This is a genomic window from Streptomyces anthophorae (assembly GCF_049310305.1).
Lineage (GTDB): Bacteria > Actinomycetota > Actinomycetes > Streptomycetales > Streptomycetaceae > Streptomyces.
The window spans coordinates 2,404,264-2,430,490 of the sequence record NZ_JBLWQQ010000001.1 but is presented as its reverse complement, the minus strand read 5'-3'; the positions used below and the strand labels follow the sequence as shown (position 1 = coordinate 2,430,490).

Here is a 26,227-nt window from a genome sequence, read left to right as displayed (position 1 = left end):
ACCGGCATGAACGAACTCCGCATGGACACCGTGTACCCGTACCTCACCGAAAGCGCCGCCGAGGCCGCCCGCGTCGCGGCCGGCGTCAAGCCCGACCGGCTCGACGCGGCCTCGGGCTGCGGCGACTGGGACGTGCGGACGCTTGTGAACCACTGGACCGTGTACACCTCGCACGGCATGGAACACCGGGCGCTGCGCACCAAGATGCCCGAGGAGCTGACCGCTCGCGACCTCACGGCCGACGAGGACTGGGCGGCGACGTACGCCGCCGACCTCGACCGGGCGGTCGCCGCCTGGGCCGAACCGGCCGTCTGGGAGGGCGAGGTCGACCTCGGCTTCGCCCAGCAGCCCGCCCCCGAGGTCGCCGCCCTGCTGTGGGCCGAACTCGTCCTGCACGGCTGGGACGTGGCCCACGCCACCGGACAGGAATTCCGCGTCTCGGACGGCGCGGCGGCCCTGCTCCTCCAGGTCGTGGCGGCGAACGCCGAGCTGTACCGCCAGTACGAGGGCTTCGCCGCCCCCGTCGACGTGGGCCACGACGCTTCGGTGTACGCGAAGGCCCTCGCCCTCAGCGGCCGCGATCCGCGCTGACGGGGCCGGGCTCACTCGCCGCGCCACTGGGAGTCCCGCCGTGCCCACCGCACGGCGGGCCCCACGCCGAGGCCCGCCACCACGAACAGCGCCCCGAGCACCGCCCAGCCCGCCGTGCCGTGCCGGATCGCGGTGACGGTCACCAGGGCGGGCGCGGCCATCGTCGCCGCGGCCTGTCCGGAGTTGAACACGCCCTGGTAGACGCCCTGCGCCCGCGAGTCCGCCAGGCCGTAGCCGACCGTCCAGCCGCCCGCCGCCTGCAACACCTCGGCGGACACCTGCACCACCGCGCCGAACACCAGGACCCCCAGCGCCCACAGCGGGGAGAGCCCGGCCGAGAACGCGAAGAACGCGCAGGACAGGGCGAGGAGCAGCCCCGAGCGCCGCATCGCCCGCACCGCACCCGGCAGATCCTCCACCCCACGCGTCGCCCGCACCTGAAGCAGCGCCACCAGCACACAGTTGAGCACCATGACGAGCGCCGCCGTCCACCGCGGCGCCTCGGTGTGCTCCGTGATCCACAGCGGCAGCCCGACCTCCAACAGGCCGTATTGCAGGGCCAGTACGGCGTTGAGGAAGGTCACCGCGAGGAACGGCAGATCGCGCACCGCCCGCCACCGGCTCTCCGCCGGGGTGTCGGCGACCGGCCGCCGCCCCGCGCCGCCCGGCAGCCGGTGCACCATCAGCGCGGAACCGACGAACGCCAGCGCGTCGACGAGGATCAGGGCCGTGTAGCCGGCCCGGCTGTCGAGCTGGAGCGCGAGCGCCCCGAAGGCGCCGCCCACGCCCATGCCCACGTTGGTGACCATCCGCAGATGCGCCCGGCCCTCCACGCGCTCCCCGGCGGGCAGTACGTCCGCGTACAGCGCGTTGCGCACGCCCATGCTGCCCTGGCTCAGCGTGGCGTAGCAGACCGCCGTCACCAGAAACGAGGCGTAACCGCCGATCAGCGTGTACGCCCCGAGCGCCGCGCCGCACCCGATCCACAGGCCGGTCAGCACCGGCCGCCGCCCCCACCGGTCAGAGGCCCGCCCGGCCGGCACCCCCGCCGCGAGCCCGAACACCCCGGCCACCGTGAGGCCCACACCCACCGAGGTGGCGCTCAGCCCCACGAACCGGGTGAAGTACAGGACGCTGACCGGGAAGAACAGCCCGCGCCCGAACGCGTTCAGGAGCGTGAGCAGGGACAGCCGGCGCAGGACCGGCACGGTGGGCAGCAGTCCGGCGAGGCGCGTGGTCGCGGAAGCGGTGGGGCGGGGCGGTGAAGTGGTCATGGCCATAGGGAAGCGGGGTTCCGGGCGCCGCGACATTCCTTTAGCCTCCAGCTAAAGCGTGAGGGAGGGCGGCGTGATCGAGTTCCGCTTCGTCGTCGGCGACCTCGCCCGTACGTCCTTCGCGTACTCGCCCCTCCAGGAGGCCGTGTATTCGCTGCGCGCCTGGCGCGACCCCGCGCGCTATCCGCACCAGCGGCCCTGGCTGCGCCGCCTCGGCCCGGCGTTCCGGCGCCAGGACACCGAGCTGCTCACCGCGCTGATCGCCCCGCGCCTGTGGATCCCGGACTTCCTCACCCCGCGCCCCGACCGGCCGCGTCCCGCCTTCACGGCCCAGCTCGACGCGCTGCGCCGCACCCCGCCGAACCTGCTGGAACCCGAGATCACCGCCGCGTACGGCACGGACCCGCTGCCCGCCGCCCTGCGCCGGGGCCTGGCCGACCCCGCGGCGCTCCTCGACCGGATCGCGGACGCCCTGTCCGGGTACTGGTACGACTGTCTCGCGCCCGACTGGTGGCCGCGCGTGCACGCCGTCCTGGAGGCCGATCTGGCGCACCGCGGCAAGGTGCTCGCGGAGGAGGGTGCGGGCGGACTCTTCGCGAGCCTCGACCCGCGCCTCACCTGGAACGGCGAGGTGCTCACCCTGGTCAAGAAGCTGGACCGGCACCCGTGGCCGGAGGCCGACATCCGCATCGGCGGCCGGGGTCTGGTCCTCGTCCCCACGCTCATCGCCCAGGGCGCCCACACCATGATCGACCCCGAACTGCCGCCGCTGCTCAGCTATCCGGCCCGGGGCCGCGCCACCATCTCGGAGACCCCGCCCCCGGCGACCAGCGAGGCACTGACCCGGCTGCTCGGCGCCGCCCGCGCCCGCATCCTGCGCCTCCTCGAGGAACCCGCGTCGACCACGGAACTCGCCCACCGCCTCGACGTCACACCGGGCGCGGTCAGCCAGCACCTGTCGATCCTGTACGACGCCGGGCTGTTGCTGCGCACGCGCGGCGGGCGGAGCGTGCGCTATGCGCGCAGTGAGCTGGGGGAGCGGTTGTGCGGGTGAGCGCCGCTCAGGCGCCGACCGCCACCAACTCCCGTACGACGGCCGCCTCGTAACGGCTCATCAGGACGCGCGCCACCTCCGGAGCCGCGCCCAGGACGTCCGCGAGGACGTCGGCCTCCGCCGCGCCCGCCGCGATCCGGTCGGGGAGACGGCCCGGGGCGAGCACGTACGGGGCGACCGCCACGCGTGCGCAGCCGAGCGCCCGCAGTTCGCGTACGGCGTCGGCCGTGCGCGGAAGGGATGCGGAGGCGAACGCAGGCCGCACGGCGCACCAACCGGTGTGCCGCCACTCCCGCGCGATTTCAGCGATCACTGCGATCGCCTCCGGGTCCGAGGAGCCCGCCGAGGCCAGGACGACCCCGGTCGTGGGCTTGTCGGCGGGGGTCAGCCCCGCCTCGTACAGGCGGCGTTCGAGGGCCGAGACCAGGAGGGGGTCGGGGCCCAGGACGTCCGCCTGGCGGATCCGCATGCCGCGCGGCGCCTCGCGCAGCACCGCGGGGATGTCCGTCTTCGCGTGGAAGGCGCGGGTGAGCAGGAGGGGGAGGGCGATCACATCGCGGACCCCCTCCGCCGCGAGAGACTCCAACACCCCGTGCACGGAAGGGATGTTGAAGTCCAGGAACGCCGTCTCCACCCGCACACCGGGGTTCTGCGCCCGCACCTCGCCCACGAGGGCGTGCACGGTCGCGGCATGGCGCGGGTCGCGGCTGCCGTGGGCTATCACGAGAAGGGCGGGGGAGTGGCTCATCATCGCTCAGTTCTTGACGAGGAGTTCGCGGCCGCGCAGTGCACGGCGCTCCAACGGGCTGAGGATCAACAGGTCGACGGCGATTCCGATGGTCAGGACGAGCAGGGCCGTGAGCACGACCGCCGGAACGGAGGCGGTGGCCTCGGGCGTCGCGGAGGCGATCAGCACGGCAGCCAGCAGGGCGCGCCAGGTGAACGCCCAGCCCTGCTTGACGCCCGCCGGACGGCCGGGCGGCGACGAGGCGAGGCCCTGCGCGATCGGTGGGGCCGCGCCGAGCAGCAGCACCGCGCACAGCACCGGAGCGTTCAGGCCCTGCCACAGGATCACGGCCGGCACCCACACCACCGACGGCAGCCACCGCAGACCCGACAGGACGGGACCGGCCACCGCACGCACGGACGGCAGGCGGGACATGGCGAGCCCGAGGAGCGTGCCGACCGCCAGGGCGAGCAGGAAGCCGAGCAGCCCGCACGAGACGCTCGTCCGGATCAGACCCGGGAACGCCTCCTGCCAGGCCGCGGCCACCATGCTCGCCCTCATGCCGGTCCGGGACTCAGAAGTCCCAGCCCTCCTCGTCCACCAGTGCCTTGGGGTCCTCCGCCGAGGCGAAGGACTCGCCGGCCATGCCCGCCGCGAGCGTCGTGCCGTCCGAGGGGTCGACCAGCAGGAACGATCCCGTGCGGCGCGAGTCCGCGTAGGAGTCGATGGCGAGCGCCTCCGCGAGCCGCACCTTCACCCGGCCGATGTCGTTGGCGACCAGCTGACCCGGCTCCGGGTGCTGGGAGAGGTCGTCGAGCGTGAGCCGCGACGGGATCTCCTTGACGATCGCCTTGACCGTACGGGTGGTGTGCTTGAGCAGCACGCGCTGGCCGACGCCGAGCGGGGTGTCCGCCACGTGGCACACCGTCGCCTCGATGTCCTGCGAGGTGGCGGGCGCGTCGTGGCTCGGCACGATCAGGTCGCCGCGCGAGATGTCGATGTCGTCCTCCAGGCGCAGGGTGATCGACTGCGGCGTCCACGCCACGTCGACCTCCGTGCCCAGCAGGTCGATCCCGACGACCTTCGACGTACGGCCCGAGGGCAGCACCGTGACGGACTCGCCGACGCGGAACGTTCCTGCCGCGATCTGACCCGCGTAGCCCCGGTAGTCCGGGTGCTCGGCGGTCTGCGGGCGGATCACGTACTGGACGGGCAGGCGGGCGTGGCAGCTGGTGAGGTCGTGGCTGACCGGCACCGTCTCCAGGTGCTCCAGGACGGTCGGGCCGCCGTACCAGTCCATGTTGGCGGACGGCTCCACGACGTTGTCGCCCGCGAGCGCCGAGATCGGGATCGCGGTGATCTCCGGGACGCCCAACTGCCCGGCGTACGCGGTGAATTCCTCGGCGATCCGCGCGAAGACCGTCTCCTCGTAGTCGACGAGGTCCATTTTGTTGACGGCGAGGACGACGTGCGGGACGCGAAGCAGCGCGGCGACGGCGGCGTGCCTGCGGGTCTGCTCGATGACGCCGTTGCGGGCGTCGACGAGGACCACGGCGAGGTCGGCGGTGGATGCGCCGGTCACCATGTTCCGCGTGTACTGCACGTGGCCCGGCGTGTCCGCGAGGATGAAGCGGCGGCGCGGGGTCGCGAAGTAGCGGTACGCGACGTCGATGGTGATGCCCTGCTCGCGTTCGGCGCGCAGGCCGTCGGTGAGCAGCGCGAGGTCGGGCTCGGCGGCGCCGCGCGACTTGGAGGCCAGCTCGACGGCCTCCAGCTGGTCCGTGAGGACCGACTTGGAGTCGTGCAGCAGGCGGCCGACCAGCGTGGACTTGCCGTCGTCGACGGAACCGGCCGTGGCGAACCGCAGCAGGGTCGTCGCCGAGAGATCGGCCAGCTCTTCGGCGGCGGCGGCGGAGGTGGTGGAGCTCATGTCTAGAAGTACCCTTCGCGCTTGCGGTCTTCCATCGCGGCCTCGGACATCTTGTCGTCGGCGCGGGTGGCGCCCCGCTCGGTGAGCCGGGACACGGCGATCTCCGCGATGACCTTCTCGATGGTCGTGGCGTCCGAGTCGACGGCGCCGGTGCAGGACATGTCGCCGACGGTGCGGTAGCGGACCTGCCGCGTCTCGACCGTCTCGTCGTCCTTCGGGCCGCCCCACTCGCCCGCGGTCAGCCACATGCCGCTGCGCTTGAAGACCGGACGCTCGTGCGCGTAGTAGATCTCCGGCAGTTCGATGTTCTCGCGGGCGATGTACTGCCACACGTCCAGCTCGGTCCAGTTGGAGAGCGGGAAGACGCGGACGTGCTCGCCGGGGGCGTGCCGGCCGTTGTACAGCTGCCACAGCTCGGGGCGCTGGCGGCGCGGGTCCCACTGGGAGAACTCGTCGCGCAGGGAGAACACCCGCTCCTTGGCGCGGGCCTTCTCCTCGTCGCGGCGGCCGCCGCCGAAGACGGCGTCGAACTTCTCCTGCTGGATCTTCTCGGTCAGCGGCACCGTCTGGAGCGGGTTACGGGTCCCGTCCGGACGCTCGCGCAGCTTGCCGGCGTCGATGTACTCCTGCACCGACGCGACGTGCAGGCGCAGGCCGTGCTTCTCGACGGTGCGGTCGCGGTACTCGAGGACCTCGGGGAAGTTGTGCCCGGTGTCGACGTGCAGCAGCGAGAAGGGGATCGCGGCCGGGGCGAAGGCCTTCAGCGCCAGGTGCAGCATGACGATGGAGTCCTTGCCGCCGGAGAACAGAATCACCGGCCGCTCGAACTCGCCCGCCACCTCGCGGAAGATGTGCACGGCCTCGGACTCCAGGGCGTCCAGGTGGCTGAGCGCGTAGGGGGAGTCGGTGTCCTCGGTCACTGTGGCTACGGTCGTCATGCGGCGAGACCCCTCTCGGTGAGCAGCGCACGGAGCGCTGCCGCGGACTCCTGCACGGTCTGGTTCTGCGACTCGATGCGCAGGTCGGGCGATTCGGGTGCCTCGTACGGGTCGTCGACGCCGGTGAGCCCGGACAGCTCACCGGCGGCCTGCTTGGCGTACAGGCCCTTCACATCGCGGTCGGAGCACACCTCCACGGGCGTGGCGACGTGCACCTCCAGGTAGCCGGTGCCGCCGGCCTGGTGGCGCTTGCGGACGGCCTCGCGGCTGTCCGCGTACGGCGCGATGACCGGGACGAGCGCCAACACGCCGTTGCGGGCCAGGAGTTCGGCGAGGTAGCCGATGCGCTGGACGTTCGTGTGCCGGTCCTCGCGGCTGAAGCCGAGGCCCGCCGAGAGGTACTCGCGGATCTCGTCGCCGTCGAGCACCTCGACCTTGCGGCCCTCGGCGCGCAGCGTGTTCGCCAGCTCGTACGCGATGGTGGTCTTGCCGGCGGACGGCAGACCCGTGAGCCAGATCGTGGCTCCGGTCACTTGGTTCTCCAAAGTCCGTGTTTCGTTCATGAGTTCAGGCCCGGTCAGCCGTGCAGTCCGCACTCGGTCTTGGCCCGGCCTGCCCACCGTCCGGCGCGCGCGTCCTCGCCCTCGAGGAGGCGGCGGGTGCAGGGGGCGCAGCCCACGGAGCCGTAGCCGTCCATCAGGAGCGGGTTCGTGAGCACGCCGTGCTCGGCGACGTAGGCGTCGACATCGTCCTGCGTCCAGCGGGCGATCGGCGAGACCTTGACCTTCTGCCGCTTCTCGTCCCAGCCGACGACCGGGGTGCCCGCGCGGGTCGGGGACTCGTCGCGGCGCAGTCCCGTGGCCCACGCGGTGTAGCCGGCGAGGCCCTCTTCCAGGGGCTTCACCTTGCGCATCGCGCAGCACAGGTCGGGGTCGCGGTCGTGCAGCCTCGGGCCGAACTCGGCGTCCTGCTCGGCGACCGTCTGCCGGGGCGTGAGCGTGATGACGTTGACGTCCATCACGGCCTCGACGGCGTCCCGCGTGCCGATCGTCTCCTCGAAGTGGTAGCCGGTGTCGAGGAAGACGACGTCCACGCCGGGCATCGCGCGGGAGGCGAGGTGGGCGACGACCGCGTCCTCCATGGACGAGGTCACGCAGAACTTCTTCCCGAAGGTCTCCGTCGCCCACTGGAGGATCTCCAGCGGGGACGCGTCCTCCAGGTCGCGCCCGGCCTGCTCGGCTAGCGCCTTCAACTCATCCGTGTCCGTGGGGGCCTGAGCTGTCGTCATATCTGTTCCCCTCCACCGTCGTTGCGCTGAACCCCGCGGGCGAGCAGCCCGCGGAACTTCAACGTGAAGGCTCGATTGCAGGCCGCGCATTCCCAGGCGCCGTGACCTTCTTCGCCGGGGCGAAGATCCTCGTCGCCGCAGTAGGGGCAGAAGAACGGGGCCGCGCGCTCGCTCATGCTGTGTCCTTTGATTCGCTCGCCGCGCTCACGAAAGGGCCTCCGCGGATGCACGCGCGGCCCAGGTCGCGAACCGCTCTCCGTCCTCGCGCTCGGCCTCGTAGTTCTTGAGGACGCGCTCGATGTAGTCCGGCAGTTCGGCCGACGTGACCTTCAGGCCTCGCACCTTGCGGCCGAACCCGGCCTCAAGGCCGAGCGCGCCGCCGAGGTGCACCTGGTAGCCCTCGACCTGGTTGCCGTCCTTGTCGAGGACGAGCTGGCCCTTGAGACCGATGTCCGCGACCTGGATACGGGCGCAGGCGTTCGGGCAGCCGTTGAGGTTGATGGTCAGCGGCTCGTCGAACTCCGGGAGGCGCTTCTCCAGCTCGTCGATCAGCTCCGAGCCGCGGGCCTTGGTCTCGACGATCGCGAGCTTGCAGAACTCGATGCCGGTGCAGGCCATCGTGCCGCGGCGGAACGGCGAGGGCTTGACCTGGAAGTCCAGCGCCTCAAGGCCCGCGACGAGCGAGTCGATCTGGTCCTCGGCGACATCGAGGATGATCATCTTCTGCTCGACGGTGGTCCGCAGCCGGTCCGAGCCGTGCGCACCGGCCAGTTCGGCGATCTTGGTGAGCGTGGTGCCGTCCACCCGGCCGACGCGCGGCGCGAACCCGACGTAGAAACGGCCGTCCTTCTGCTGGTGGACGCCGATGTGGTCGCGCCACTTCTGCGAGGGCTCCGCGGGGGCGGGCCCGTCCACCAGCTTCCGCTCCAGGTACTCGTCCTCCAGGATCTGGCGGAACTTCTCCGGACCCCAGTCGGCCATCAGGAACTTCAGGCGGGCGCGGGTGCGCAGGCGGCGGTAGCCGTAGTCGCGGAAGATGCCGACCACACCGGCCCAGACGTCGGCGACCTCGTCCAGCGGCACCCAGGCGCCGAGACGCTGCGCGAGCTTGGGGTTGGTGGACAGGCCGCCGCCGACCCAGAGGTCGAAGCCGGGGCCGTGCTCCGGGTGCTCGACACCGACGAACGCCACGTCGTTGATCTCGTGGACCACATCCTGGACAGGGGAGCCCGAGATCGCGGTCTTGAACTTGCGCGGCAGGTTGGAGAATTCCTTGTTGCCGATGTAGCGGTCGTGGATCTCGTCCACGGCGGGCGTGCCGTCGATGATCTCGTCGGCGGCGATCCCGGCCACGGGGGAGCCGATGATCACTCGGGGGCAGTCGCCGCAGGCCTCGGTCGTGGACAGGCCCACGGCCTCCAGCTTGTCCCAGATCGCGGGGACATCCTCGATGCGGATCCAGTGCAGCTGGATGTTCTGCCGGTCGGTGATGTCGGCGGTGCCCCGCGCGTACTGCTCCGAGACCTCGCCGATCGCCCGCAGCTGCGGAACGGTCAGGCGGCCGCCGTCCACGCGCACGCGCAGCATGAAGTACTCGTCGTCCAGCTCCTCCGGCTCCAGGACGGCCGTCTTGCCGCCGTCGATGCCGGGCTTGCGCTGGGTGTAGAGCCCCCACCAGCGCATGCGTCCGCGCAGGTCCTGGGGGTCGATGGAGTCGAAACCGCGCTTGGAGTAGATCGTCTCAATACGTGTCCGTACATTGAGACCGTCGTCGTCCTTCTTGAACTGCTCGTTGCCGTTGAGCGGAGTGAAGTGGCCCACGGCCCACTGGCCCTCGCCACGGTGACGGCTCACCTTGCGGCGGGGCGTGACGGGGGTAGGCGTATCCGGGGTGGCAGCCATGGATGTGTGTCCTTCAGGCAGGCTTAAGGCGGGTCTGACCAGCGCACTTCGCGCAAAGGGCGCGGCGGTGCGCAGGGGATCAGATGTGACGAGAGATCGGCGGTGCTGGAGAGATCAGCGCGCCGGACAGATGGCGCTGGACATGCGGCCGAAGTCGACGTGGCGTCGACTCACCAAGGCGGTTCCAGCTGTAGACATGACGAAAGCGTGTCACGGGACTTTGGGCCCGGTCCACCATTATCCGCGATGTGGACGCCATCGTCCCACATCGCGGACAATCGTGGTCTCGGTCACACTGCGGGGAAGGCCCCGGGCCACGGCCCCGCGGTCGGAAGGTCCTGCTCCTCGTCGGTCGCCGTGTGGAACAGCTTGAAGCCGCGCCGCTCGTAGTTGGCCATCGCGTGCTCGCCGTCCTTGCTGCACGTGTGCAGCCACACCCGCTTCGTCGGCTCCCGGTCGGGCCACCGCTCCGCCAGGTCCCACGCGCGCGCGACCGCGTACGACAGCAGGTGCCCGCCGATCCGCCGCCCCCGGAACGCCGGGATCAGGCCGAAGTAGACGATCTCCACCGCACCGTCGTCCTGCGCGTCCAGCTCCACGTACCCGGCGGGCGTGCCCTTCTCGTACGCGACCCACGTCTCGCCGCCCGGACGCGACAGCTGCTCCTGCCACTGCGCGTAGGTCCAGCCGAGCCGGTCGAGCCAGCGGATGTCGCTGCCCACGGACGCGTACAGGAAGCGGCTGAACTCCGGGGAGGGGACCTCGGAGCGCACGATCCGCACGTCGTCGCCCTCCGGCGGGACCGCGGGGCGAAGGTCGGAGGGCGCGGTCTGCTCCAGCGACCACGTGGTGACGGTGATGGTGTTGCTGCTGCTCATGCGGCTCATCGGATCACGCCCGACGGGCTATGGCCAAGGCTGCCCGCAATGCGGGAAGATCCCGCAGCGCGCAACAGCGCCACCCCCCTCTGCGCCATCCGTATCAGCCCTACCGGAGGTTGTACCGATGTCACGTCGCTTCACCCGTGGTGCCCTCGCCGCGGCCACCCTCACCGTCGCCCTCGCCACGCTCGCCGCACCCGCTCTCGCCGCGCCCGGATCGGCGCAGGCCCGGGTCTTCATGGTCAACCCGGTCCAGTCGTCCGGCGACCAGTCCCTCACCGACGCCAAGGACTCCGCGACGGCCGTCCCGAGCGCCCAGTACGCCACCGCCGCGCTGCGCAACCTCGACGGCAGCGGCGGCCTGTCCGGCAAGTGGGCCTACGTGAGATCCGAGACCGGCGCCGCCGCCAAGGTCGCGGACGCCGGGACGTACACCCGCCACGACGACCAGTTCGAGCAGGTGATGGCCTATTTCTGGGTCAACGAGGCGCAGGAGTACCTCCAGTCCCTCGGCTTCGGCACCGAACTGCGTGGCGCCAATGACCGCGCCCAGCCCGTCCGCATCAACCAGTGGGGCGCCGACAACTCCTTCTTCACCGACAAGAAGGCCGAGATCCGGTTCGGCAAGGGCGGTGTCGACGACGCGGAGGACGCCGAGGTCGTCGTCCACGAGTACGGGCACGCCGTGCACAACGCCCAAGTGCCCGGATTCGGCACCTCGTTGGAGGCCGGCTCGATCGGTGAGGCGTTCGGCGACTATCTGGCCGTGGAGGTCGGCGCCGCGGCGGACGCCCGGTACGGCTGGCCGATGAAGACGGACCTGGCGTGCGTCGCCGACTGGGACTCCGTCTCGTACACCTCCTCGGCCCCGCACTGCCTGCGCCGCGTCGACACCGACAAGACGTACGCGGACCGGGTCGGGGAGGTGCACGCCGACGGCGAGATCTGGTCGCGCGCCCTGTACGACATCCGCCGCGCCCTCGGCGCCCGCACGGCCGACCGGATCATCGTGAACGCCCAGTTCGGCTTCGCCCCCGACACCGACTTCTCGGCGGCGGCGAGGACGACGGTCGCGACGGCGCGGCAGATGTACGGGGCGGGGGCGGAGACGGCGGTGCGCAAGGCCTTCGCCGACCGGGGGATCCCGGGCGTCTAGACCTCGCGCACATGGTCGGGTGTCTCAGTCGCGGCCGCGGCTGAGGCGTCCCGGCCACCACGACTTCGGGCCGATGTCCCGGACCAGCGCGGGGACCAGGAGCGAGCGCACGACCAGGGTGTCAAGCAGGACACCGAAGGCCACGATGAACGCGATCTGCACCAGGAACGCGAGCGGGATCACGCCGAGCGCGGCGAACGTCGCGGCGAGCACGACACCGGCCGACGTGATCACGCCGCCCGTCGCGACGAGCGCCCGCAGGATCCCGTCCCTGGCCCCGTGCTCCAGGGACTCCTCGCGGGCCCTCGACATCAGGAAGATGTTGTAGTCCACGCCGAGCGCGACCAGGAACACGAACCCGTACAGCGGCACGGACGCGTCGGTGCCGCCGAAGCCGAACACGTGCTCAAAGACGAGCGACGAAATGCCCAGCGTGGCGACGAAGTTGAGCGCCACCGTCGCCACCAGCAGCAGCGGCATCATGAGGGACCGAAGGAGCCCGACAAGGATCACCAGGATGATGGCGAGGACCACGGGAACGATCAGCATGCGGTCGCGTTCGGCGGTCTGCTGGGTGTCGTACTGCTGCGCGGTGTAGCCGCCGACGAGGGCGTCCGCGCCGTCGATGGAGTGCAGCGTCGTGCGCAGCCCGGCGACCGCCTCCTTGGCGGCGTCGCTGTCGGCCGGGTCCTTCAGTGTGACGTCGACGCGGACCTTGCCGTCCACCACGCGGGGCGAACCGCCGCCGGGACGGCCCCGCTCGCTCAGGACCGCCGCGCTCGCGACGCCGTCGGCCTTCTCGGACCGCGAGACGACCTCGTCCGCGTGGCCGGCGTCCGCGATCACCACGGCCGGATTGCCGGAGCCGCCCGGGAAGTGCTCGGCCAGGGTGGCCTGCGCGGCGACCGAGGGGGCGTCGTTGACGAAGATCTCGTCGAGCGGCACGCCCTTGGAGTCGAGGGTGGGCGCGAAGGCCGCGCACACCAGCAGCCCGGCGAGGGAGACCGCCCAGATCTTGCGCGGCGCCCGCTCCACGGCGCGCGCGACGCGCCGCCACAGGCCGTGCCCGGCCCCGGAACCGTCATCGGCCCGCACCTTCGCGGGCCAGTACGCGGCGCCGCCGAGGAGCACCAGGGCGGCGGGCAGGAACGTGAGGGTGCTCAGGACGGCGCAGGCGATGCCGATGGCGCCGACGGGGCCGAGCGCGCGGTTGTTCGTGAGGTCGCTCAGCAGCAGCGCGAGCAGGCCGAGGGCGACGGTCGCGGCGCTGGCCACGATCGCCCCCGTCGAGCGGCGCAGCGCGGCCCGCATCGCGGTGAACCGCTCGGCGCCCGTGGCGAGTTCCTCGCGGTAGCGGGCCGTGAGCAGCAGCGCGTAGTCGGTCGCGGCGCCGATGACGAGGATCGACAGGATGCCCTGCACCTGTCCGTCGACGCGGACGACATCGTGGTCGGCGAGGACGTAGACGACGGCGCAGGCGGCGCCGAGCGCGAACACCGCGCCGAAGATGATCACGAAGGGCAGCAGCACGCTGCGGTAGACCAGGATCAGGATCACCAGGACCGCCAGCAGGGCGACCGAGAGCAGCAGCCCGTCGATCCCGGCGAAGGCGTCGGACAGATCGGCCTGGCTGGCGGCCGGTCCCGCGAGGGCGACCGTCGTGCCCGGCACCCCGGACGCCGCGGACTCGATCCTCTGGAGCGTCGGCGCGAGTTCGTCCCCCAGATCGGGCCGTAGCTGGACGACCCCCTGAAGGGCCTCGCGATCGTCCGACGGCAGGGCCGGCGAGGCCTGCCCGACCACGCCGGGCTCGCCCTTCAGGGAGGCCAGCGCACGGGTGGCGGCGGTCCGTTGGCCGTCGGCTATGGGGCCGTCCCCGTCGGCGGCGGTCCACACGACCACCACGGGGAGCGTCTCGTCCTCGCTGAAGGCGCGCTGCGCGTCGATCACGCGGGTGGACTCGGCGCCCTGCGGCAGAAAGGCGGCCTGGTCGTTGGTGGCGACCTCGCCGAGCTTCCCGGCGTAGGGGCCGAGCGTGCCGCCGACGGCGAGCCAGCCGAACAGCAGGACGATCGGCACGAGCCAGCGGGCGCGTCGGTGGGTGCGGGGCATGGTTCTCCCAAGGAAGGCGGCCGGAAAGCTCAATCAGAAAGTATCTCAATGATTGAGCTAAACGGATGGTGGCATACGTCGTTCCTTCGGACGCACCCGCCCCGGTGGATGCAGCCGACTCGGGGTGGGAGGGGGCTTATGTGCGGGGGCTCTCCACCGCGGCGAGCTGCTGGTTGAGCGAACCGAGGAACCGCACGACGACGTCCAGTTCCGTCGCGCTGAAGTCGCCGCGCACCTGGTCGGCGGCCTCCGCGAGCGGCCCGAAGTACTTGCGCGCCCGCGCCTGCGCCCCCGGCACGTACTGGAGGTGCACCACCCGCCGGTCCGCGCTCTCCCGCACCCGCCGCAGATGCCCGGCGCGTTCGAGTCGGTCCACGCAGGCGCTCACCGCGCCCGACGTCAGGCCGAGGCGGCGGCGCAGCACGCTGGGGGTGACGGGTTCCGTGGAGTCCAGGACGACGGCGAGCGCCTGTACGTCCGTGGGGTGCAGGTCCTGGCCGGAGGCGAAGCCGTGCACGACGCGGGTCAGCTCCCCGTTGAGGCGGCGCAGCTCCACCGCGAGGCGCCGCAGGTCCGACGACGCGGACGCGGCCCCTTCGTCGGTCTCCCCGGTCTGTCCACCCACGCCCACCACGACTTCTCTTCCACTTGAACCTGTACGAGGGTGCGCCAGCTTACTCGGGCCGCAGGTCCGGGCGGCGGATGACGTCCAGCGGCGCCCGGCGCCACGGGCTCTTGCGGTTTCCCGGGTCGAGCAGGGACTTCACATGCGCGTCGGCGACGTCCTGCGCGGGAAGCAGGGCCTCGGAGGACGTGCCCCGGGCCCCCTCGCGCCACACCGAGAGACCGAGGAGGTAGTGCTCGCCGTACTCCTGCCAGGTGTCGTACGTGCCCGCCACCCGCGGCACCACGTTCTTCAGCAGGTTCCAGGTGTCCGCCTCGGTGAGCAGTCCCGCGGCGAAGCCGCACCGCGCCATGTCCGCGTACAGCGCGATGTCCCAGGCCAGCGGCTCGACGCCGAGCCGGGCCCGGGCCTGCTCCCGGAACCCCGCCCGCGCCAGCGCACCGAGCCGCCCGATCAACTCGTCCCGGGTCCCGGTCTCCCACTGCTCGGCCAGCCGGCGCCGCGCCTTCTCCTCGTCGACCCGGGTGAACGGATGGAGCGTGCCGCGGGACTCGCCCTTCCCCGGCCGCACGGGCGCGCTCAGCGACACCATCCAGAGCTGGTGCGGCGTGAGGGGCGTCCGATATATGCGCCGTGTCCTCGGCTTGATGAGTGTGAACACCATGGGCGCGGACTGTACCGAAGGCGTGTACACGCAATTCAAGCCCTCCCCGGGTGGGCAAGGCCCGGTGCGGCAAGGGGCGCGCCGCGAAGGTCGCCGCCATCACCACGTACGAGCAGGAGGACAGCGCGTGAGCCGCTGGATCGGGACCAGCTTCAAGATGACCAAGACCCGTTCCGAGGCCGCGACGTACGCGGCGCGCGTACGGGCAGCGGTCGGCGACGGCATCGACGGCGTGCAGCCCTTCCTGATCCCCTCGGCGACCGCCGTCTCCGTCGTCGCCGACACCCTCGGCCCCGGCTCGCCCGTGCTCACCGGCGTGCAGAACGCCCACTGGGACGACGAGGGCGCCTGGACCGGCGAGATCTCCGTGCCGCAGGCCGCCGACGCGGGTGCCCGGCTCGTCGAGATCGGGCACTCGGAGCGGCGCGCCCACTTCGCCGAGACCGACGACACGGTCCGCCTCAAGACGGCGGCGGCCCTGCGCCACGGACTCACGCCGCTGGTCTGCGTCGGCGAGTCCGCGGCGGCCAGGGACGCGGGGCGCGGCGCCGACGTCGTCCGCGCCCAGGCCGAGGCGGCGCTCGAAGGCCAGTCGGACCCGGGCGCGGTGCTGCTCGCCTACGAGCCGGTGTGGGCGATCGGCGCCCACGGCCGACCGCCCCGCCCCGAGGAGATCGCCCCCGCCCTCGCGGCCCTCGCCGAACTCCCGGTGCGCGCCGTGCTGTACGGGGGATCGGTCGACCTGAGGAACGCGCCGTGGCTGCTTGAACTTCCGGGGGTGCAGGGGCTGTTCGTGGGGCGTGCCGCCTGGGATGTGGACGCGTTTTTGAAGTTGGTCGCGCTGGGACTGTGACGTCTGACGACGCTTCCTGCGTCGTTAGGCGTCACAGTCCGCCGCGGAACTCACGCCGGAACTCACGCCGCGGAACTCACGCCCCGGCCACCCGCGCCGCCACCACCGCGGGCGCCACCGAATGCGGAAGCAGGCCCCGCGGATCCTCCGGCAGCACCACGCCCACCTCCGCGTCGTCCGCGAAGCGGTAGGGGCGGTGCGCGAGGAGGGCGCCGAGGTAGCGGCGGACGCGGGACATCTCGGCCCGCACCGTCACCGTGCGCGCCCGGTCGCCGAACAGGTCCTCGGCCAGTTCGGAGGCGCTGCGGCCCGCCGGGTGCAGCGCCAGGATGTAGAGCAACTCGGCGTGCCGCGGGCTCAGTTCATGGGTCCAGGTCGCCGCCTCCCCGGACACCTCGAGGGACCAGCGGCGCGGGCGGCTCACGTCGAGCGCTATTCGGGTGGCGTCCAATGGCTGCGGTTCCTCGTCCACCATCAGGAGCCAGCCGCCGGCCAGCGCCATCACTCGGCACGAGCCCAGGGACGGCACCCAACAACAGCCTTCCGCCAGCGCTTTGGGCAGGGCGATCCGGTCCACCGGCGGCATCCCGGTGACCGCCGCGGTCCAGCCGAACCGGTCGACCGCAAGGGCCCGGCCGGTCAGCCTGGCAAGCACCGGCGCGGCGACCGAACGCAACCGCTCCAGGCCCGCCTGCCACTGTTCGCGCAGCCGTGCCTCGGCGAGCTGGGCGACCGAGTGCACCCACGGCAACGTTGCCGGATGCATCGTGTCCAGCGGGCCGCTGATGTCCACGACACCGAGCAGCCGCCCGTCGCGCGGGTCCTTCACCGGGGCGCCCGTACACATCCACGGATGCAGCGACTGCACGAAGTGCTCGGCGGAGAAGACCTGTACGGGGCGACGGGTCACCAGCGGAGTGCCTATGCCGTTCGTGCCGACGACGTCCTCCGCGTAGTGCGTGCCCAGTTCCAGACCGAGCCTGTCGGCCATGCGCAGCACGCCGTGATGCCCCTCGCGCCACAGGATGCGACCGTCCGCGTCGCTGATCACCATGATGTGCTGCGTCGCGTCCGCGACCGTTACCAGCGCCTCGCGCAGCATCGGCAGGAGCGGCAACAGCGGCGAGGCCTGGCGCTTCTCTTCCAGCTCCTCCGCGGTCAGCATCCCGGAGCGGACGTCGTGATCGGGGTCGACGCCGCCCAGCAGCATCCGCCGCCAGGAGTCGTCGATCACCGGGCGTGGTCGCACGCGCGGCGGCAGCCCCGCGAGGGTCGCCTCGCGCACCCCCTTGAGCAGCCGGGACGAGCGCTTCACGTCCATGGCGGCCAGCCGCGCGATGTCGATCGTCGAGTCCTTGTTCATGCGGCGGATCCTCGGTTGTGGGCAGTTGTGCCCATCCTGCACCTGAGAGCCCGGCAAGGGGGGGTCTTCCCGAGGAACGTTGCAACCCCCTGCAACCCTGGTGAACACGCGTGCGGCGTTTGAAACTGAGAGCAACGCCGTCGCGACGGCGTTCAAGCTCCTCTAGGGGCCTGATGAGCGGGGATGGTGCCGTGTCGGCGCAGCACCATCCCCGCGTCAGTTCCGGAAGCGACCGGAACCCGGCCGGTGTCCGCGAGTTCAGAGCTGCGGACGCGCCCGTTCCGCCAGCGCCGCCAGGTCCAGCGTGTGCGGCAGCGTCCCGAAGCCCGCGCCCCGATCGCCTCCGAACCGCGCCGCGCAGAACGCGTCCGACACGTCGTCAGGACCGAACCGCGCGAGCAGCGAACCCTGGAGAACCAGCGCGATCCGCTCCGCGAGCCGCCGCGCCCGCGCCTCGATGCCGTCCAGGTCGCCGAGTTCGGTCAGCAGGTCCTTCACCGCCGCGTCGAGCCGGTGATCGGCGCCGCGCGCCTTGCCTACCTCGACCAGGAACGCATTGAGCGCCCGCGGCTCCCGCTGCAACGCCCGCAGGACATCCAGGGCCTGCACGTTGCCCGCGCCCTCCCAGATCGAGTTCAGCGGCGACTCGCGCAGCAGCCGCGGCATGCCGGACTCCTCCACGTACCCGTTGCCGCCGAGGCATTCGAGGGCCTCCGCCACCAGCGGCGTACAGCGCTTCGTCACCCAGTACTTGGCCGCGGGCACCGCGACCCGCAGGAAGGCCCGCTCCTGCTCGCCCCCGTCCTCGTACGCCGCCGCGAGCCGCAGCGCGAGCGTCGTCGCGGCCTCCGACTCCAGGGCCAGGTCCGCCAGGACGTTGCTCATCAGCGGCTGGTCGAGCAGCTTCGCGCCGAACGCCTCGCGGTACGCGCAGTGGTGGGTCGCCTGCGCCACCGCCTGCCGCATCAGGGCCGCGGACCCGAGCACGCAGTCGAGCCGGGTCGCCGCCACCATCTCGATGATCGTGCGCACCCCGCGGCCCTCCTCGCCGACCCGGCGCGCCCACGTGCCGTCGAACTCGACCTCCGCCGAGGCGTTGGACCGGTTGCCCAGTTTGTCCTTCAGGCGCTGGAGGGCGAACGGGTTGCGGGTGCCGTCGTCCAGGACGCGGGGGACGAGGAAGCACGTGAGGCCATCGTCCGTCTGTGCGAGGACCAGGAACCCGTCCGACATCGGCGCGCTGCAGAACCACTTGTGACCGGTGAGCGCGTACGTCCCCGCCTCGGACAGCGGTACCGCACGTGTCGTATTGGCCCGTACATCGCTGCCGCCCTGCTTCTCCGTCATCGCCATGCCGAAGAGCGCGCCGGCCTTCTGCCCCGCGGGGCGCATCCCGGAGTCGTAGACCGCGGAGGTCAGCAGGGGCTCCCACACGGCGGCGAGTTCCGGCTCCGCGCGCAGTGCGGGCACCGCCGCGTGCGTCATCGAGAGCGGGCACAGGTGCCCCGCCTCCACCTGGGACCACACCAGGAACGCCGCGGCGCGCCGAAGATGACCGCCCGGCCGCGTCCACGCCGATGTGAGCCCCGCCGACACACCCTTGCCGAGCAGCCGGTGCCAGGCCGGATGGAACTCCACCTCGTCGATCCGGTGGCCGTAACGGTCGTGGGTGCGAAGGCGTGGCGGGTTCTCGTTCGCGAGCCTGCCCCACTCCTGGGCCTGCGCGGAGCCGGCGGTGCGACCGAGAAGTGAGAGGTCCGCGAGGGTCTCGTCCAGAAGTGCCGGGTCCAGATGCCGCTTCAGACCCCGCGTCAGGGCGACGTCCGCGGAGAAGACGTCGTACCCGACGAGCGGGGGGACCTGGTTGGTGACGGTATGCGTGCTGCCTGCCATGTCTGTCGAACCTACCCGCGCCACCGCAAACCCCACCACAGGCCGGGCCTGACGTCGGACGCCGTCCCTCCCGACGGATACCGTTGAGGTGTGCAGCCAGCAAGTGAATCCCCCGAACCGCCGTCCGGACGTCTCCACCGGGCGCGTGTCCTCTATCACAACGTCTCGAAACGGAAGACGGCCTGGCTGCTCCTGAAGGACACCGTCAACTCGTGCATGGAGTACCGCATCCTGGGCCTCGCGGCCGAGGCGGCGTTCTTCACGCTCCTGTCGGTCCCGCCGCTGCTGCTGTCCCTGGTGGGACTGCTCGCGTACGTCGACACCTGGACCGGCGCCGACACCATCGCGGGTGTCCGCGACAACATCCTGGAGGCCTCCCGCACGGTCCTCACCGACCAGGGCGTCAAGGAGATCGCGCAGCCGATCCTGGACGACGTCATCAAGGGCGGCAGGCCCGACGTCATCTCCATCGGCTTCCTGCTCTCGCTCTGGTCGGGCTCGCGCGCGGTGTCGACGTTCGTGGACACGGTGACCGTGATGTACGGACTCGACGGCGTGCGCGGCATCGTGAAGACGCGGCTGCTCGCCTTCCTGCTCTTCCTGGTGGGTCTTGTCGTCGGTGCGATAGCGCTGCCGCTGATGATCGCGGGCCCGGACGCGGTGATCGGCCTGGTGCCCTGGTCGCAGTCCCTCGTCCAGATCTTCTACTGGCCCGTGGTCCTCGTCCTGTCCATCGCGTTCCTGACGACGCTGTACCACGTGTCCGTGCCGGTGCGTTCGCCGTGGATCGAGGACGTGCCGGGCGCCCTCGTGTCGCTCGCGATGTGGATCCCCGGCAGCTTCCTGCTGCGCCTCTACCTCACCAACACCATCGAGGGGCCGACCATCTACGGCTCCCTCGCCGCGCCGGTCGCCGTGCTGCTGTGGATCGGTGTCTCGGCGTTCGCGGTGCTCGTCGGCGCCGCCGTGAACGCGGCGATCGACCGGGTGTGGCCCTCGGTCGCGACGGCCGCGGCGCGCGCCGCGAACGAGCGGCTGCGCACGGCGGCGGCCGCCGAGCAGGTGGCGCGGGCGGCCGCCCTCGACCTCCCGGACGACGACGAGGACCTGGAGGACGGCGACGACCCGGGCATGCCCTCCGAGTTTCCCGAGCGCTGGTCGAAGTTCCTGCCCCCGGAGGACGTCACGTCCCGCCTGCGCACGCACGTCCGCAAGAACGGTGAAGGCCCGGGGGACGAGGAGGACTGACCGGGGCCCGTCGGCCCCGGTCGGCCCCGGCTACTTCCAGGCGCCGGCCGCCGCCTCCCGCTCCGCGAACTCCCCGAACGCGCGCGGCCCGCGCCCGAGCACCCGCTCCACGTCACCGGTGACCGAGGCGTTCCGCCCGTCGAGCAGCGTCGCGAACAGCTCCACCAGGAACGCCACTTCCTCCTGGGGCACCCCGAACCCGGCCAGCGCGGCCCCGTACTCCCGCACCGGCACCGGCACATAGCGCTTCTCGGTCCCGGTGGCCGCGGCGACGGCCGCGAGCGCCTCGCCCCACGTGAGCAGCGCGGGCCCGGTGAGATCCAGGACCTCGCCCGCGTACCGCCCCGACGGCTCGGCGAGCACCGCCACCGCGACCTCCGCGATGTCCGTCACGTCGATGAACGGTTCGCGCAGGTCCTGCGGTGCCGCGAACGCCAGTTCCCCGCCGCGCACCTGGTCCGCGAGCGGGCCCTCGCTGAGGTTCTGCTGGAACCACGCGCACCGCAGCACCGTCCACTCGGCCCCCGACTCCCGCAGCGCCCGCTCGGCGGGCAGCGCCTGGTCCTCGCCGCGCGCCGACAGCAGCACAAGGCGTCGCACCCCGAGTTCCACGGCCCGCCGTGCCAGCGCACCCACCAGGTCCGCGGCGTCCGGCGCCCCGATGTCCGTGGGGAAGGCCAGATACGCCCCGTCGGCGCCGCGCAGCGCCTCGTCCCAGGTCCCGGGCTGCTCCCAGTCGAACCGCACCGCGCCCGACCGGGAGGCCGCCCGCACGCTCAGCCCGGCGGCCCGCGCCGCGTCGGCGACCCTGCGCCCCGTACGACCGGTGGCCCCGGTCACCAGTACCGTCCGTGTGTTCCGCTCCGTCTGTGTCATGCCTCCACTCAACCGCCGCGCGCCTGCCACCGACATCGTCGAGCCGCTCACCGCCATACGCGCCCGTCCAGCTGCCTCTACGCTGCCCCCATGGACGTACTCGCAGGGCTCCTCGAAGGGCCGAGGGCGCGCGGGGCCTTCATGATCCGGGCCTGCTTCGAGCCGCCGTGGGCCGTGCGGATCGCCGACGAGGCACCGCTCTCCGTGATGATCATGGTGGAGGGCGAGGCGTGGATCCTGCCCGACGGCGAGGACGGCAAGCCCCGGCACATCCGCCCCGGCGACATCGCCATCGCCCGCGGCCCGGACGCGTACGTCTGCTGCGACGACCCGGCCACCGCACCCCGTGCCGAGATCGGCCCCGGCCAGGTGTGCCGCCCGCTGGGCCCCGCGCACATCGGCCGCTACAAGGACCTCGGCGTACGGGAGTGGGGCGAGTCCCCCGACGCCCCGGCGAAGATGCTCATCGGCACCTACCAGCTGCGCGGCGAGCTGACGGCACGCCTTCTCGACGCGCTTCCGGCGCTGCTCGTGCTGCCCACCGAGGTGTGGCACTGCCCGCTCACCCCGCTGCTCGCGGAGGAGCTCGGGAAGGACGGGCCCGGCCAGGACGTCGTCCTCGACCGCCTCCTCGACCTGCTGCTGATCACCTCCCTGCGCGCCTGGTTCTCCCGCCCGGAGGCCGACGCGCCCGCCTGGTACCGGGCCATGGGGGACCCGGTCGTGGGCCGCGCGCTGCGCCTCATCCAGGACGATCCCGCCCACGCCTGGACGGTCGTCGGGCTCGCCGAACGCTCCGGGGTCTCGCGGGCCGCGCTCGCCCGCCGCTTCACGGAACTCGTGGGCGAGCCCCCGATGACGTACCTGACCGGCTGGCGCCTCGCGCTCGCCGCGGACCTGCTGCGCGAGGGGGAGGCGACGGTCGCGGCGATCGCCCGGCGCGTCGGGTACGGCAGCGCGTTCGCCCTGTCCACCGCGTTCAAGCGGGAGTACGGGGTGAGCCCGCAGGAGTACCGGACATGACCGGGAGCTACGCGGAGCGGGCGGCATCGCGGGTGCCCGGGGCGACCGTGTGGACCCGGACGGTGGCGCGTGACGGGCGAGCGGCCTCCCCGGTCCTGCCCGACGGCTGCATGGACCTGATCTGGAGCGAGGGCCGGCTCTTCGTCGCGGGACCCGACACCCGCGCCCACCCCACGGGCCCCGGCGAGGGACGCCACTACGCGGGCATCCGCTTCGCCCCCGGCACGGCGCCCGGCTACCTGGGCGTACCGGCACACGAACTGCGGGACACCCGGGCCGAGTTGGCGGACCTTTGGCGCGGCGCCGACGCCCGGCGGCTGACCGAGCGCCTGGACGCGGCCGCCGACCCGGCGGCCGAACTGGAGGCCCTGGCGGCCCGCCTCGCCGACACCGCGGGCCCGCCCGACCCGCTGCTCACCCACGTGGCACGGGCGCTCGGCGCGGGCCGCACCGTCACCGAGGTCGCCGACGAGACGGGCCTCGGCGCCCGCACCCTGCACCGCCGCTCGCTGGCCGCGTTCGGCTACGGCCCCAAGACCCTCGCCCGCGTCCTGCGGCTGCAACGGGCCCTGACGCTGGCGCGCGCGGACGTCCCGTTCGCCGAGGCCGCGGCCCGCGCGGGCTACACGGACCAGGCCCATCTCTCCCGCGACGTAAGGGAGTTGACGGGTACGACACTCGGACGGCTGCTGCTCAGGTGAGAGGCGCGAACAGGTCCACCTGATTCCCGTCGGGATCGAGCACGACGGCGTACCGCTGCCCCCACGGCGCGTCCCACGGCTTGGCCTCGCCGCGGTGCCCCCGCCCCGGTCAGCTCCTCGTACGCGGCATCGACCCCCGCGGCCTCCCCGCAGTGGAACGCGAGCCCGATACGGCCCCTGCCGCGCTCCTCGGCGTCGGGGGCCGGATCGAACATCAGTCGGATGCCGCCCGCCAACTCCGCCTCCACGTGCGGAAGTTGCTCGGCGCCCTCGGGAAACGTGAGGCCGAGGCGGCGGTAGAAGGCGAGCGAGGCGGACAGGTCGGTGGTGGCGACGCCGATGGCGTCCATACGGATACGGGTCTCGTTCATGGGGCCCACCGTAGGAAGCGCGACCGTGACCCGTCTTGTACGAAACGGACACCGCGCCTCTCCTTGTGCACGTCCCGAAACCGCCGTACACGAGGCATATGGCCTATAACGAGACTCCCGTAGCGACCGCGCGGCCCGCGAGCCCCGTCACCCTGGAAGCCGATTACGACCCGGCCGTCTCCCGGTGGCTGTGGCTGGTGAAGTGGCTGCTCGCGCTGCCGCACTACCTCGTCCTGGCGTTCCTCTTCGTGGGCTCCGCCCTCACCACCCTCGTCGCCCTGTTCGCGATCCTGTTCACGACCCGCTACCCGCGCCTCCTCTTCGACTTCAACGTCGGCGTGATGCGCTGGACCTGGCGCGTCGGCTACTACTCGTACGGCGCCCTCGGCACCGACCGCTACCCGCCGTTCACGCTCGGCCCGGCCCCCGACTACCCGGCCCGCCTCGACGTCGCCTACCCCGAGCACCTCTCGCGCGGCCTGGTGCTGGTCAAGTGGTGGCTGCTCGTGCTGCCCCAGTGGCTGCTCGTCTCGCTGCTCGTGGGCGGCTCCAGCACGGCGGGCGGCGTCGCGGGCGTGCTCACGTTCTACGCGGCCGTCGCCGTCCTCTTCACCGGTACGTACCCGCGCGGCATGTACGACCTCAACATCGGCCTGCACCGCTGGGCGGCGCGCGTGGCGGCGTACGGGGGGCTGATGACGGACACGTACCCGCCGTTCCGCCTCGACCAGGGCGAGCGCGAGCCCTACTGACCTGCGGGCATGCGACCCGGCCTTCCGGACCCACCTGCCGGGGCGATCCACGGGACGGCACACCGGGCCTAGTGACTCAGCGCCTCGGCGATTCCCGCCACCGCCTCCGGCCCGACCCGGCAGCAGCCGCCGATGAGCCGGGCCCCGGCGTCCCGCCACGCGGCCACCTGGTCCGGCGCGAACGTGGCACGGCCCGCCCAGGCGCGCGCCTCGGCGTCCCACTCCTCGCCGCTGTTGGGGTAGACGACGACGGGCTTGCCCGTGACCCGCGCGGCGATCCGCACGGCGCCCGCCACGTCCCCCGGGGCGCAGCAGTTGACGCCGACCGCGACGACCTCCTCGGCGTCCGCCGCCACCGCGAACGCCTCCTCCAGCGGCTGCCCGGCGCGCGTGAGGACCCCGTCCACGCTGTACGAGAGCCAGGCCGGCACCCCGAGCCCCCGCACCGCCCGCACCAGCGCCCGCGCCTCGTCCGCGTCGGGCACGGTTTCCAGGGCGAACGCGTCGGGCCCCGCCCCGGCGAGCACTTCGAGGCGCGGCCGGTGGAACGCGTACAACTCCTCCTCGCTCAGCCCGTACCGCCCCCGGTACTCGGACCCGTCGGCGAGCATCGCCCCGTACGGCCCGGCGGACGCGGCCACCCACAGGGGCCGGTCGAAACCGGTGGCCGCCTCGCGCGCCAACCCGACACTGGAGGCGATGAGTTCACCGGCCCTCCCGCGCCCGATGCCGCGCCGCGCGAACCCCTCGAAGGTCGCCTGATAACTGGCCGTGATGGCGACGTCCGCGCCCGCCTCGTAGTACGCCCGGTGCGCCGCGACGATCGCCTCCGGCTCCTCGGCGAGCAGCCGCGCCGACCACAGCTCGTCGCTCAGATCGTGCCCGGCGGCCTCCAGTTGGTTGGACAGGCCGCCGTCGAGGACGAGCGCGCCGGAGGCGACGGCGCCGGTGAAGGAATCGCTGGTCATGGTGGTGACGCTATCCGGGACCGGCCGCCTACCGCACCGTGAGCACGAGCTTGCCCGTCACCCGCCCCGTGTCGCCCTCCGCGTGCGCCTTGGCGGCCTCGGCCAGCGGGTAGGTGTCCGCCACGTGCACCGCGAGCTTCCCGGACGTGACGAGGTCGGTGACCGCCCGCATCCCCGCCTGGTCGTGCTCGACGAGCATGGCGGTGGCTCGTACGCCCAACTCGCGCGCACGCGCGGTGACTTCATCGAAGTCGACCGGCAGCAGCGAGACGAGGATGCCGCCCGGCCTCAGGACGTCCAGGGAGCGCAGCCGGTCCGCGCCGCCGAGGGTGTCGAGGACGACGTCCAGGTCACCGGTCTCGGCCGCGAAGTCGGCGGTGCGGTAGTCGATGACCTCGTCGGCGCCCAGGCCCCGGACGAACTCGTGCTTGGCGGCCGACGCGGTCCCGATGACGTACGCGCCGCGCGCCTTCGCGATCTGTACGGCCACATGCCCGACGCCGCCGGCCGCGGCCTGCACCAACACCCGCTGGCCCGGCTGCACTTGCGCGACATCGACGAGGGCCTGCCAGGCGGTGAGCCCGACGAGCGGCAGCGCGCCCGCCTCGACGTGACTCAGCCCCGCGGGCTTCGGCACGAAGGCGCGGGCGGGCCCGGCCACGTACTCGGCGTGCGAACCGGCCCCGTACGGGTAGGGCAGCATGCCGAACACCTCGTCGCCCGGCTGGAACAGTGAGACGCCGAGCCCCACGGCCTCGACGACCCCGGACACGTCCCAGCCGAGTACGAACGGCGGCTCGCCGAGGAACATGCCGAACGCGCGGTGCTTGTAGTCGGTCGGGTTGAGGCCCGCGGCGTGCACGGCGACCACGATCTGCCCGATGCCCGGCTTCGGCCGAGGAACGTCGATCTCATGGAGCACCTCGGAAGCCCCGAGGGTGTCCTGGCCGATGGCCTTCATGGTGGCGGTCGCGGAGGTGGTCACGGTGGTGTCGTTGTCGCTCATGGGACCAGCCTGCGCCCACGGGACCGGCAGC

Annotated in this window: 26 protein-coding genes and 1 pseudogene; 8 read left to right on the top strand and 19 right to left on the bottom strand. The window is 72.4% G+C overall.

Going from position 1 to position 26,227, the window contains the following annotated elements; genetic code table 11:
* Window positions 1-6 precede the first annotated feature (6 nt).
* A complete protein-coding gene (locus ACNYS0_RS10900) occupies window positions 7-591 on the top strand; it encodes a TIGR03086 family metal-binding protein (RefSeq protein WP_422472763.1) in 585 nt (194 codons plus the stop codon).
* An 11-nt stretch (window positions 592-602) separates the two neighbouring features.
* Here ACNYS0_RS10900 and ACNYS0_RS10895 read toward each other — a convergent pair whose 3' ends face one another.
* A complete protein-coding gene (locus ACNYS0_RS10895) occupies window positions 603-1,865 on the bottom strand; it encodes an MFS transporter (protein WP_422472761.1) in 1,263 nt (420 codons plus the stop codon).
* A gap of 73 nt (window positions 1,866-1,938) precedes the next feature.
* On the opposite strand from ACNYS0_RS10895, the gene ACNYS0_RS10890 reads away from it, so the two are divergent.
* Complete coding sequence (locus ACNYS0_RS10890) at window positions 1,939-2,919, top strand: ArsR/SmtB family transcription factor (protein WP_422472759.1); 981 nt, start codon at window positions 1,939-1,941, stop codon at window positions 2,917-2,919.
* Between the two features lie 7 nt (window positions 2,920-2,926).
* On the opposite strand, the gene ACNYS0_RS10885 is transcribed toward ACNYS0_RS10890, so the two are convergent.
* The 9 genes from ACNYS0_RS10885 to ACNYS0_RS10845 all read right to left on the bottom strand — a co-directional run bounded on the left by ACNYS0_RS10885 (window position 2,927) and on the right by ACNYS0_RS10845 (window position 10,582).
* Window positions 2,927-3,667 carry a sirohydrochlorin chelatase gene (locus tag ACNYS0_RS10885; protein ID WP_422472757.1) on the bottom strand — a complete coding sequence of 247 codons (741 nt, stop codon included), beginning with the start codon at window positions 3,665-3,667 and terminating at the stop codon, window positions 2,927-2,929.
* Window positions 3,668-3,673: 6 nt separating this feature from the next.
* Window positions 3,674-4,207, bottom strand: a complete 534-nt coding sequence (locus tag ACNYS0_RS10880) for a hypothetical protein (protein ID WP_422472755.1) — start codon at window positions 4,205-4,207, stop codon at window positions 3,674-3,676.
* Between the two features lie 13 nt (window positions 4,208-4,220).
* Window positions 4,221-5,576 carry a sulfate adenylyltransferase subunit 1 gene (locus tag ACNYS0_RS10875; protein ID WP_422472753.1) on the bottom strand — a complete coding sequence of 452 codons (1,356 nt, stop codon included), beginning with the start codon at window positions 5,574-5,576 and terminating at the stop codon, window positions 4,221-4,223.
* 2 nt (window positions 5,577-5,578) lie between these two features.
* Entirely contained in the window at window positions 5,579-6,514 is a 936-nt protein-coding gene (cysD, locus tag ACNYS0_RS10870) for a sulfate adenylyltransferase subunit CysD (RefSeq protein ID WP_422472751.1), read from the bottom strand.
* Window positions 6,511-7,077 (bottom strand): adenylyl-sulfate kinase, encoded by a 567-nt coding sequence (gene cysC / locus ACNYS0_RS10865; RefSeq protein WP_422472749.1) that lies wholly within the window; start codon window positions 7,075-7,077, stop codon window positions 6,511-6,513. The genes cysD and cysC overlap by 4 nt, the downstream gene beginning before the upstream one ends.
* A gap of 14 nt (window positions 7,078-7,091) precedes the next feature.
* A complete protein-coding gene (locus ACNYS0_RS10860; RefSeq protein ID WP_422472747.1) occupies window positions 7,092-7,802 on the bottom strand; it encodes a phosphoadenylyl-sulfate reductase in 711 nt (236 codons plus the stop codon).
* Window positions 7,799-7,978 carry a hypothetical protein gene (locus ACNYS0_RS10855; RefSeq protein WP_351331691.1) on the bottom strand — a complete coding sequence of 60 codons (180 nt, stop codon included), beginning with the start codon at window positions 7,976-7,978 and terminating at the stop codon, window positions 7,799-7,801. Before ACNYS0_RS10855 ends, ACNYS0_RS10860 begins: the two co-directional genes overlap by 4 nt.
* 28 nt (window positions 7,979-8,006) lie before the next feature.
* Window positions 8,007-9,704: a nitrite/sulfite reductase gene (locus ACNYS0_RS10850; RefSeq protein ID WP_422472745.1), complete on the bottom strand. Its 1,698-nt coding sequence runs from the start codon at window positions 9,702-9,704 to the stop codon at window positions 8,007-8,009.
* 290 nt (window positions 9,705-9,994) lie between these two features.
* Window positions 9,995-10,582: a GNAT family N-acetyltransferase gene (locus tag ACNYS0_RS10845; protein ID WP_422472743.1), complete on the bottom strand. Its 588-nt coding sequence runs from the start codon at window positions 10,580-10,582 to the stop codon at window positions 9,995-9,997.
* A 127-nt stretch (window positions 10,583-10,709) separates the two neighbouring features.
* Here ACNYS0_RS10845 and ACNYS0_RS10840 point away from each other — a divergent pair, with 127 nt between their 5' ends.
* Window positions 10,710-11,741, top strand: a complete 1,032-nt coding sequence (locus tag ACNYS0_RS10840; RefSeq protein ID WP_422472741.1) for a M4 family metallopeptidase — start codon at window positions 10,710-10,712, stop codon at window positions 11,739-11,741.
* A gap of 24 nt (window positions 11,742-11,765) precedes the next feature.
* Here ACNYS0_RS10840 and ACNYS0_RS10835 read toward each other — a convergent pair whose 3' ends face one another.
* From ACNYS0_RS10835 to ACNYS0_RS10825, 3 genes are all read right to left on the bottom strand, one after another.
* Window positions 11,766-13,853: an MMPL family transporter gene (locus ACNYS0_RS10835; RefSeq protein ID WP_422472739.1), complete on the bottom strand. Its 2,088-nt coding sequence runs from the start codon at window positions 13,851-13,853 to the stop codon at window positions 11,766-11,768.
* Between the two features lie 136 nt (window positions 13,854-13,989).
* Entirely contained in the window at window positions 13,990-14,478 is a 489-nt protein-coding gene (locus ACNYS0_RS10830) for a MarR family winged helix-turn-helix transcriptional regulator (protein WP_422472737.1), read from the bottom strand.
* Between the two features lie 49 nt (window positions 14,479-14,527).
* Complete coding sequence (locus ACNYS0_RS10825) at window positions 14,528-15,070, bottom strand: DUF1266 domain-containing protein (protein WP_422472735.1); 543 nt, start codon at window positions 15,068-15,070, stop codon at window positions 14,528-14,530.
* Window positions 15,071-15,269: 199 nt separating this feature from the next.
* On the opposite strand from ACNYS0_RS10825, the gene ACNYS0_RS10820 reads away from it, so the two are divergent.
* On the top strand, window positions 15,270-15,995 hold the full coding sequence (locus tag ACNYS0_RS10820; RefSeq protein ID WP_422472733.1) for a triose-phosphate isomerase: 726 nt from the start codon (window positions 15,270-15,272) through the stop codon (window positions 15,993-15,995).
* Window positions 15,996-16,071: 76 nt separating this feature from the next.
* On the opposite strand, the gene ACNYS0_RS10815 is transcribed toward ACNYS0_RS10820, so the two are convergent.
* Window positions 16,072-17,358: a helix-turn-helix domain-containing protein gene (locus ACNYS0_RS10815; protein WP_422472731.1), complete on the bottom strand. Its 1,287-nt coding sequence runs from the start codon at window positions 17,356-17,358 to the stop codon at window positions 16,072-16,074.
* A gap of 258 nt (window positions 17,359-17,616) precedes the next feature.
* On the bottom strand, window positions 17,617-19,251 hold the full coding sequence (locus ACNYS0_RS10810) for an acyl-CoA dehydrogenase family protein (RefSeq protein ID WP_422472729.1): 1,635 nt from the start codon (window positions 19,249-19,251) through the stop codon (window positions 17,617-17,619).
* A 90-nt stretch (window positions 19,252-19,341) separates the two neighbouring features.
* Here ACNYS0_RS10810 and ACNYS0_RS10805 point away from each other — a divergent pair, with 90 nt between their 5' ends.
* The gene (locus tag ACNYS0_RS10805; protein ID WP_422472727.1) at window positions 19,342-20,499 is read left to right on the top strand and encodes a YihY/virulence factor BrkB family protein; all 1,158 of its coding nucleotides are present in this window, start codon (window positions 19,342-19,344) and stop codon (window positions 20,497-20,499) included.
* 30 nt (window positions 20,500-20,529) lie between these two features.
* Here ACNYS0_RS10805 and ACNYS0_RS10800 read toward each other — a convergent pair whose 3' ends face one another.
* On the bottom strand, window positions 20,530-21,375 hold the full coding sequence (locus ACNYS0_RS10800) for an NAD(P)H-binding protein (RefSeq protein WP_422472725.1): 846 nt from the start codon (window positions 21,373-21,375) through the stop codon (window positions 20,530-20,532).
* 90 nt (window positions 21,376-21,465) lie between these two features.
* Here ACNYS0_RS10800 and ACNYS0_RS10795 point away from each other — a divergent pair, with 90 nt between their 5' ends.
* Together ACNYS0_RS10795 and ACNYS0_RS10790 are read left to right on the top strand one after the other, a co-directional pair.
* The gene (locus tag ACNYS0_RS10795) at window positions 21,466-22,398 is read left to right on the top strand and encodes an AraC family transcriptional regulator (RefSeq protein ID WP_422472723.1); all 933 of its coding nucleotides are present in this window, start codon (window positions 21,466-21,468) and stop codon (window positions 22,396-22,398) included.
* The gene (locus ACNYS0_RS10790; protein ID WP_422472721.1) at window positions 22,395-23,099 is read left to right on the top strand and encodes a helix-turn-helix domain-containing protein; all 705 of its coding nucleotides are present in this window, start codon (window positions 22,395-22,397) and stop codon (window positions 23,097-23,099) included. The genes ACNYS0_RS10795 and ACNYS0_RS10790 overlap by 4 nt, the downstream gene beginning before the upstream one ends.
* On the opposite strand, the pseudogene ACNYS0_RS10785 reads toward ACNYS0_RS10790, so the two are convergent.
* Window positions 23,092-23,470, bottom strand: a pseudogene (locus ACNYS0_RS10785) (VOC family protein). The gene ACNYS0_RS10790 and the pseudogene ACNYS0_RS10785 overlap by 8 nt on opposite strands.
* Before the next feature lie 98 nt (window positions 23,471-23,568).
* Here ACNYS0_RS10785 and ACNYS0_RS10780 point away from each other — a divergent pair.
* The gene (locus tag ACNYS0_RS10780) at window positions 23,569-24,222 is read left to right on the top strand and encodes a DUF4389 domain-containing protein (protein WP_422472719.1); all 654 of its coding nucleotides are present in this window, start codon (window positions 23,569-23,571) and stop codon (window positions 24,220-24,222) included.
* A gap of 68 nt (window positions 24,223-24,290) precedes the next feature.
* Here ACNYS0_RS10780 and mmuM read toward each other — a convergent pair whose 3' ends face one another.
* The gene (mmuM, locus tag ACNYS0_RS10775; protein WP_422472718.1) at window positions 24,291-25,190 is read right to left on the bottom strand and encodes a homocysteine S-methyltransferase; all 900 of its coding nucleotides are present in this window, start codon (window positions 25,188-25,190) and stop codon (window positions 24,291-24,293) included.
* A 28-nt stretch (window positions 25,191-25,218) separates the two neighbouring features.
* Complete coding sequence (locus ACNYS0_RS10770; protein ID WP_422472716.1) at window positions 25,219-26,196, bottom strand: NADP-dependent oxidoreductase; 978 nt, start codon at window positions 26,194-26,196, stop codon at window positions 25,219-25,221.
* Window positions 26,197-26,227 lie beyond the last annotated feature (31 nt).

Excerpts from the sequence above, each read along its gene's own strand:
- ACNYS0_RS10875 (WP_422472753.1), bottom strand. The coding sequence starts at position 5,576 with ATGAGCTCCACCACCTCCGCCGCCGCCGCCGAAGAGCTGGCCGATCTC.
- ACNYS0_RS10860 (WP_422472747.1), bottom strand. The coding sequence starts at position 7,802 with ATGACGACAGCTCAGGCCCCCACGGACACGGATGAGTTGAAGGCGCTA.
- ACNYS0_RS10835 (WP_422472739.1), bottom strand. The coding sequence starts at position 13,853 with ATGCCCCGCACCCACCGACGCGCCCGCTGGCTCGTGCCGATCGTCCTG.
- ACNYS0_RS10850 (WP_422472745.1), bottom strand. The coding sequence starts at position 9,704 with ATGGCTGCCACCCCGGATACGCCTACCCCCGTCACGCCCCGCCGCAAG.
- ACNYS0_RS10770 (WP_422472716.1), bottom strand. The coding sequence starts at position 26,196 with ATGAGCGACAACGACACCACCGTGACCACCTCCGCGACCGCCACCATG.
- ACNYS0_RS10845 (WP_422472743.1), bottom strand. The coding sequence starts at position 10,582 with ATGAGCAGCAGCAACACCATCACCGTCACCACGTGGTCGCTGGAGCAG.
- ACNYS0_RS10880 (WP_422472755.1), bottom strand. The coding sequence starts at position 4,207 with ATGAGGGCGAGCATGGTGGCCGCGGCCTGGCAGGAGGCGTTCCCGGGT.
- ACNYS0_RS10895 (WP_422472761.1), bottom strand. The coding sequence starts at position 1,865 with ATGACCACTTCACCGCCCCGCCCCACCGCTTCCGCGACCACGCGCCTC.
- mmuM (WP_422472718.1), bottom strand. The coding sequence starts at position 25,190 with ATGACCAGCGATTCCTTCACCGGCGCCGTCGCCTCCGGCGCGCTCGTC.
- cysC (WP_422472749.1), bottom strand. The coding sequence starts at position 7,077 with ATGAACGAAACACGGACTTTGGAGAACCAAGTGACCGGAGCCACGATC.
- ACNYS0_RS10795 (WP_422472723.1), top strand. The coding sequence starts at position 21,466 with ATGGACGTACTCGCAGGGCTCCTCGAAGGGCCGAGGGCGCGCGGGGCC.
- ACNYS0_RS10800 (WP_422472725.1), bottom strand. The coding sequence starts at position 21,375 with ATGACACAGACGGAGCGGAACACACGGACGGTACTGGTGACCGGGGCC.
- ACNYS0_RS10810 (WP_422472729.1), bottom strand. The coding sequence starts at position 19,251 with ATGGCAGGCAGCACGCATACCGTCACCAACCAGGTCCCCCCGCTCGTC.
- cysD (WP_422472751.1), bottom strand. The coding sequence starts at position 6,514 with ATGACGACCGTAGCCACAGTGACCGAGGACACCGACTCCCCCTACGCG.
- ACNYS0_RS10855 (WP_351331691.1), bottom strand. The coding sequence starts at position 7,978 with ATGAGCGAGCGCGCGGCCCCGTTCTTCTGCCCCTACTGCGGCGACGAG.
- ACNYS0_RS10825 (WP_422472735.1), bottom strand. The coding sequence starts at position 15,070 with ATGGTGTCGCTGAGCGCGCCCGTGCGGCCGGGGAAGGGCGAGTCCCGC.
- ACNYS0_RS10815 (WP_422472731.1), bottom strand. The coding sequence starts at position 17,358 with ATGAACAAGGACTCGACGATCGACATCGCGCGGCTGGCCGCCATGGAC.
- ACNYS0_RS10790 (WP_422472721.1), top strand. The coding sequence starts at position 22,395 with ATGACCGGGAGCTACGCGGAGCGGGCGGCATCGCGGGTGCCCGGGGCG.
- ACNYS0_RS10840 (WP_422472741.1), top strand. The coding sequence starts at position 10,710 with ATGTCACGTCGCTTCACCCGTGGTGCCCTCGCCGCGGCCACCCTCACC.
- ACNYS0_RS10885 (WP_422472757.1), bottom strand. The coding sequence starts at position 3,667 with ATGAGCCACTCCCCCGCCCTTCTCGTGATAGCCCACGGCAGCCGCGAC.
- ACNYS0_RS10780 (WP_422472719.1), top strand. The coding sequence starts at position 23,569 with ATGGCCTATAACGAGACTCCCGTAGCGACCGCGCGGCCCGCGAGCCCC.
- ACNYS0_RS10900 (WP_422472763.1), top strand. The coding sequence starts at position 7 with ATGAACGAACTCCGCATGGACACCGTGTACCCGTACCTCACCGAAAGC.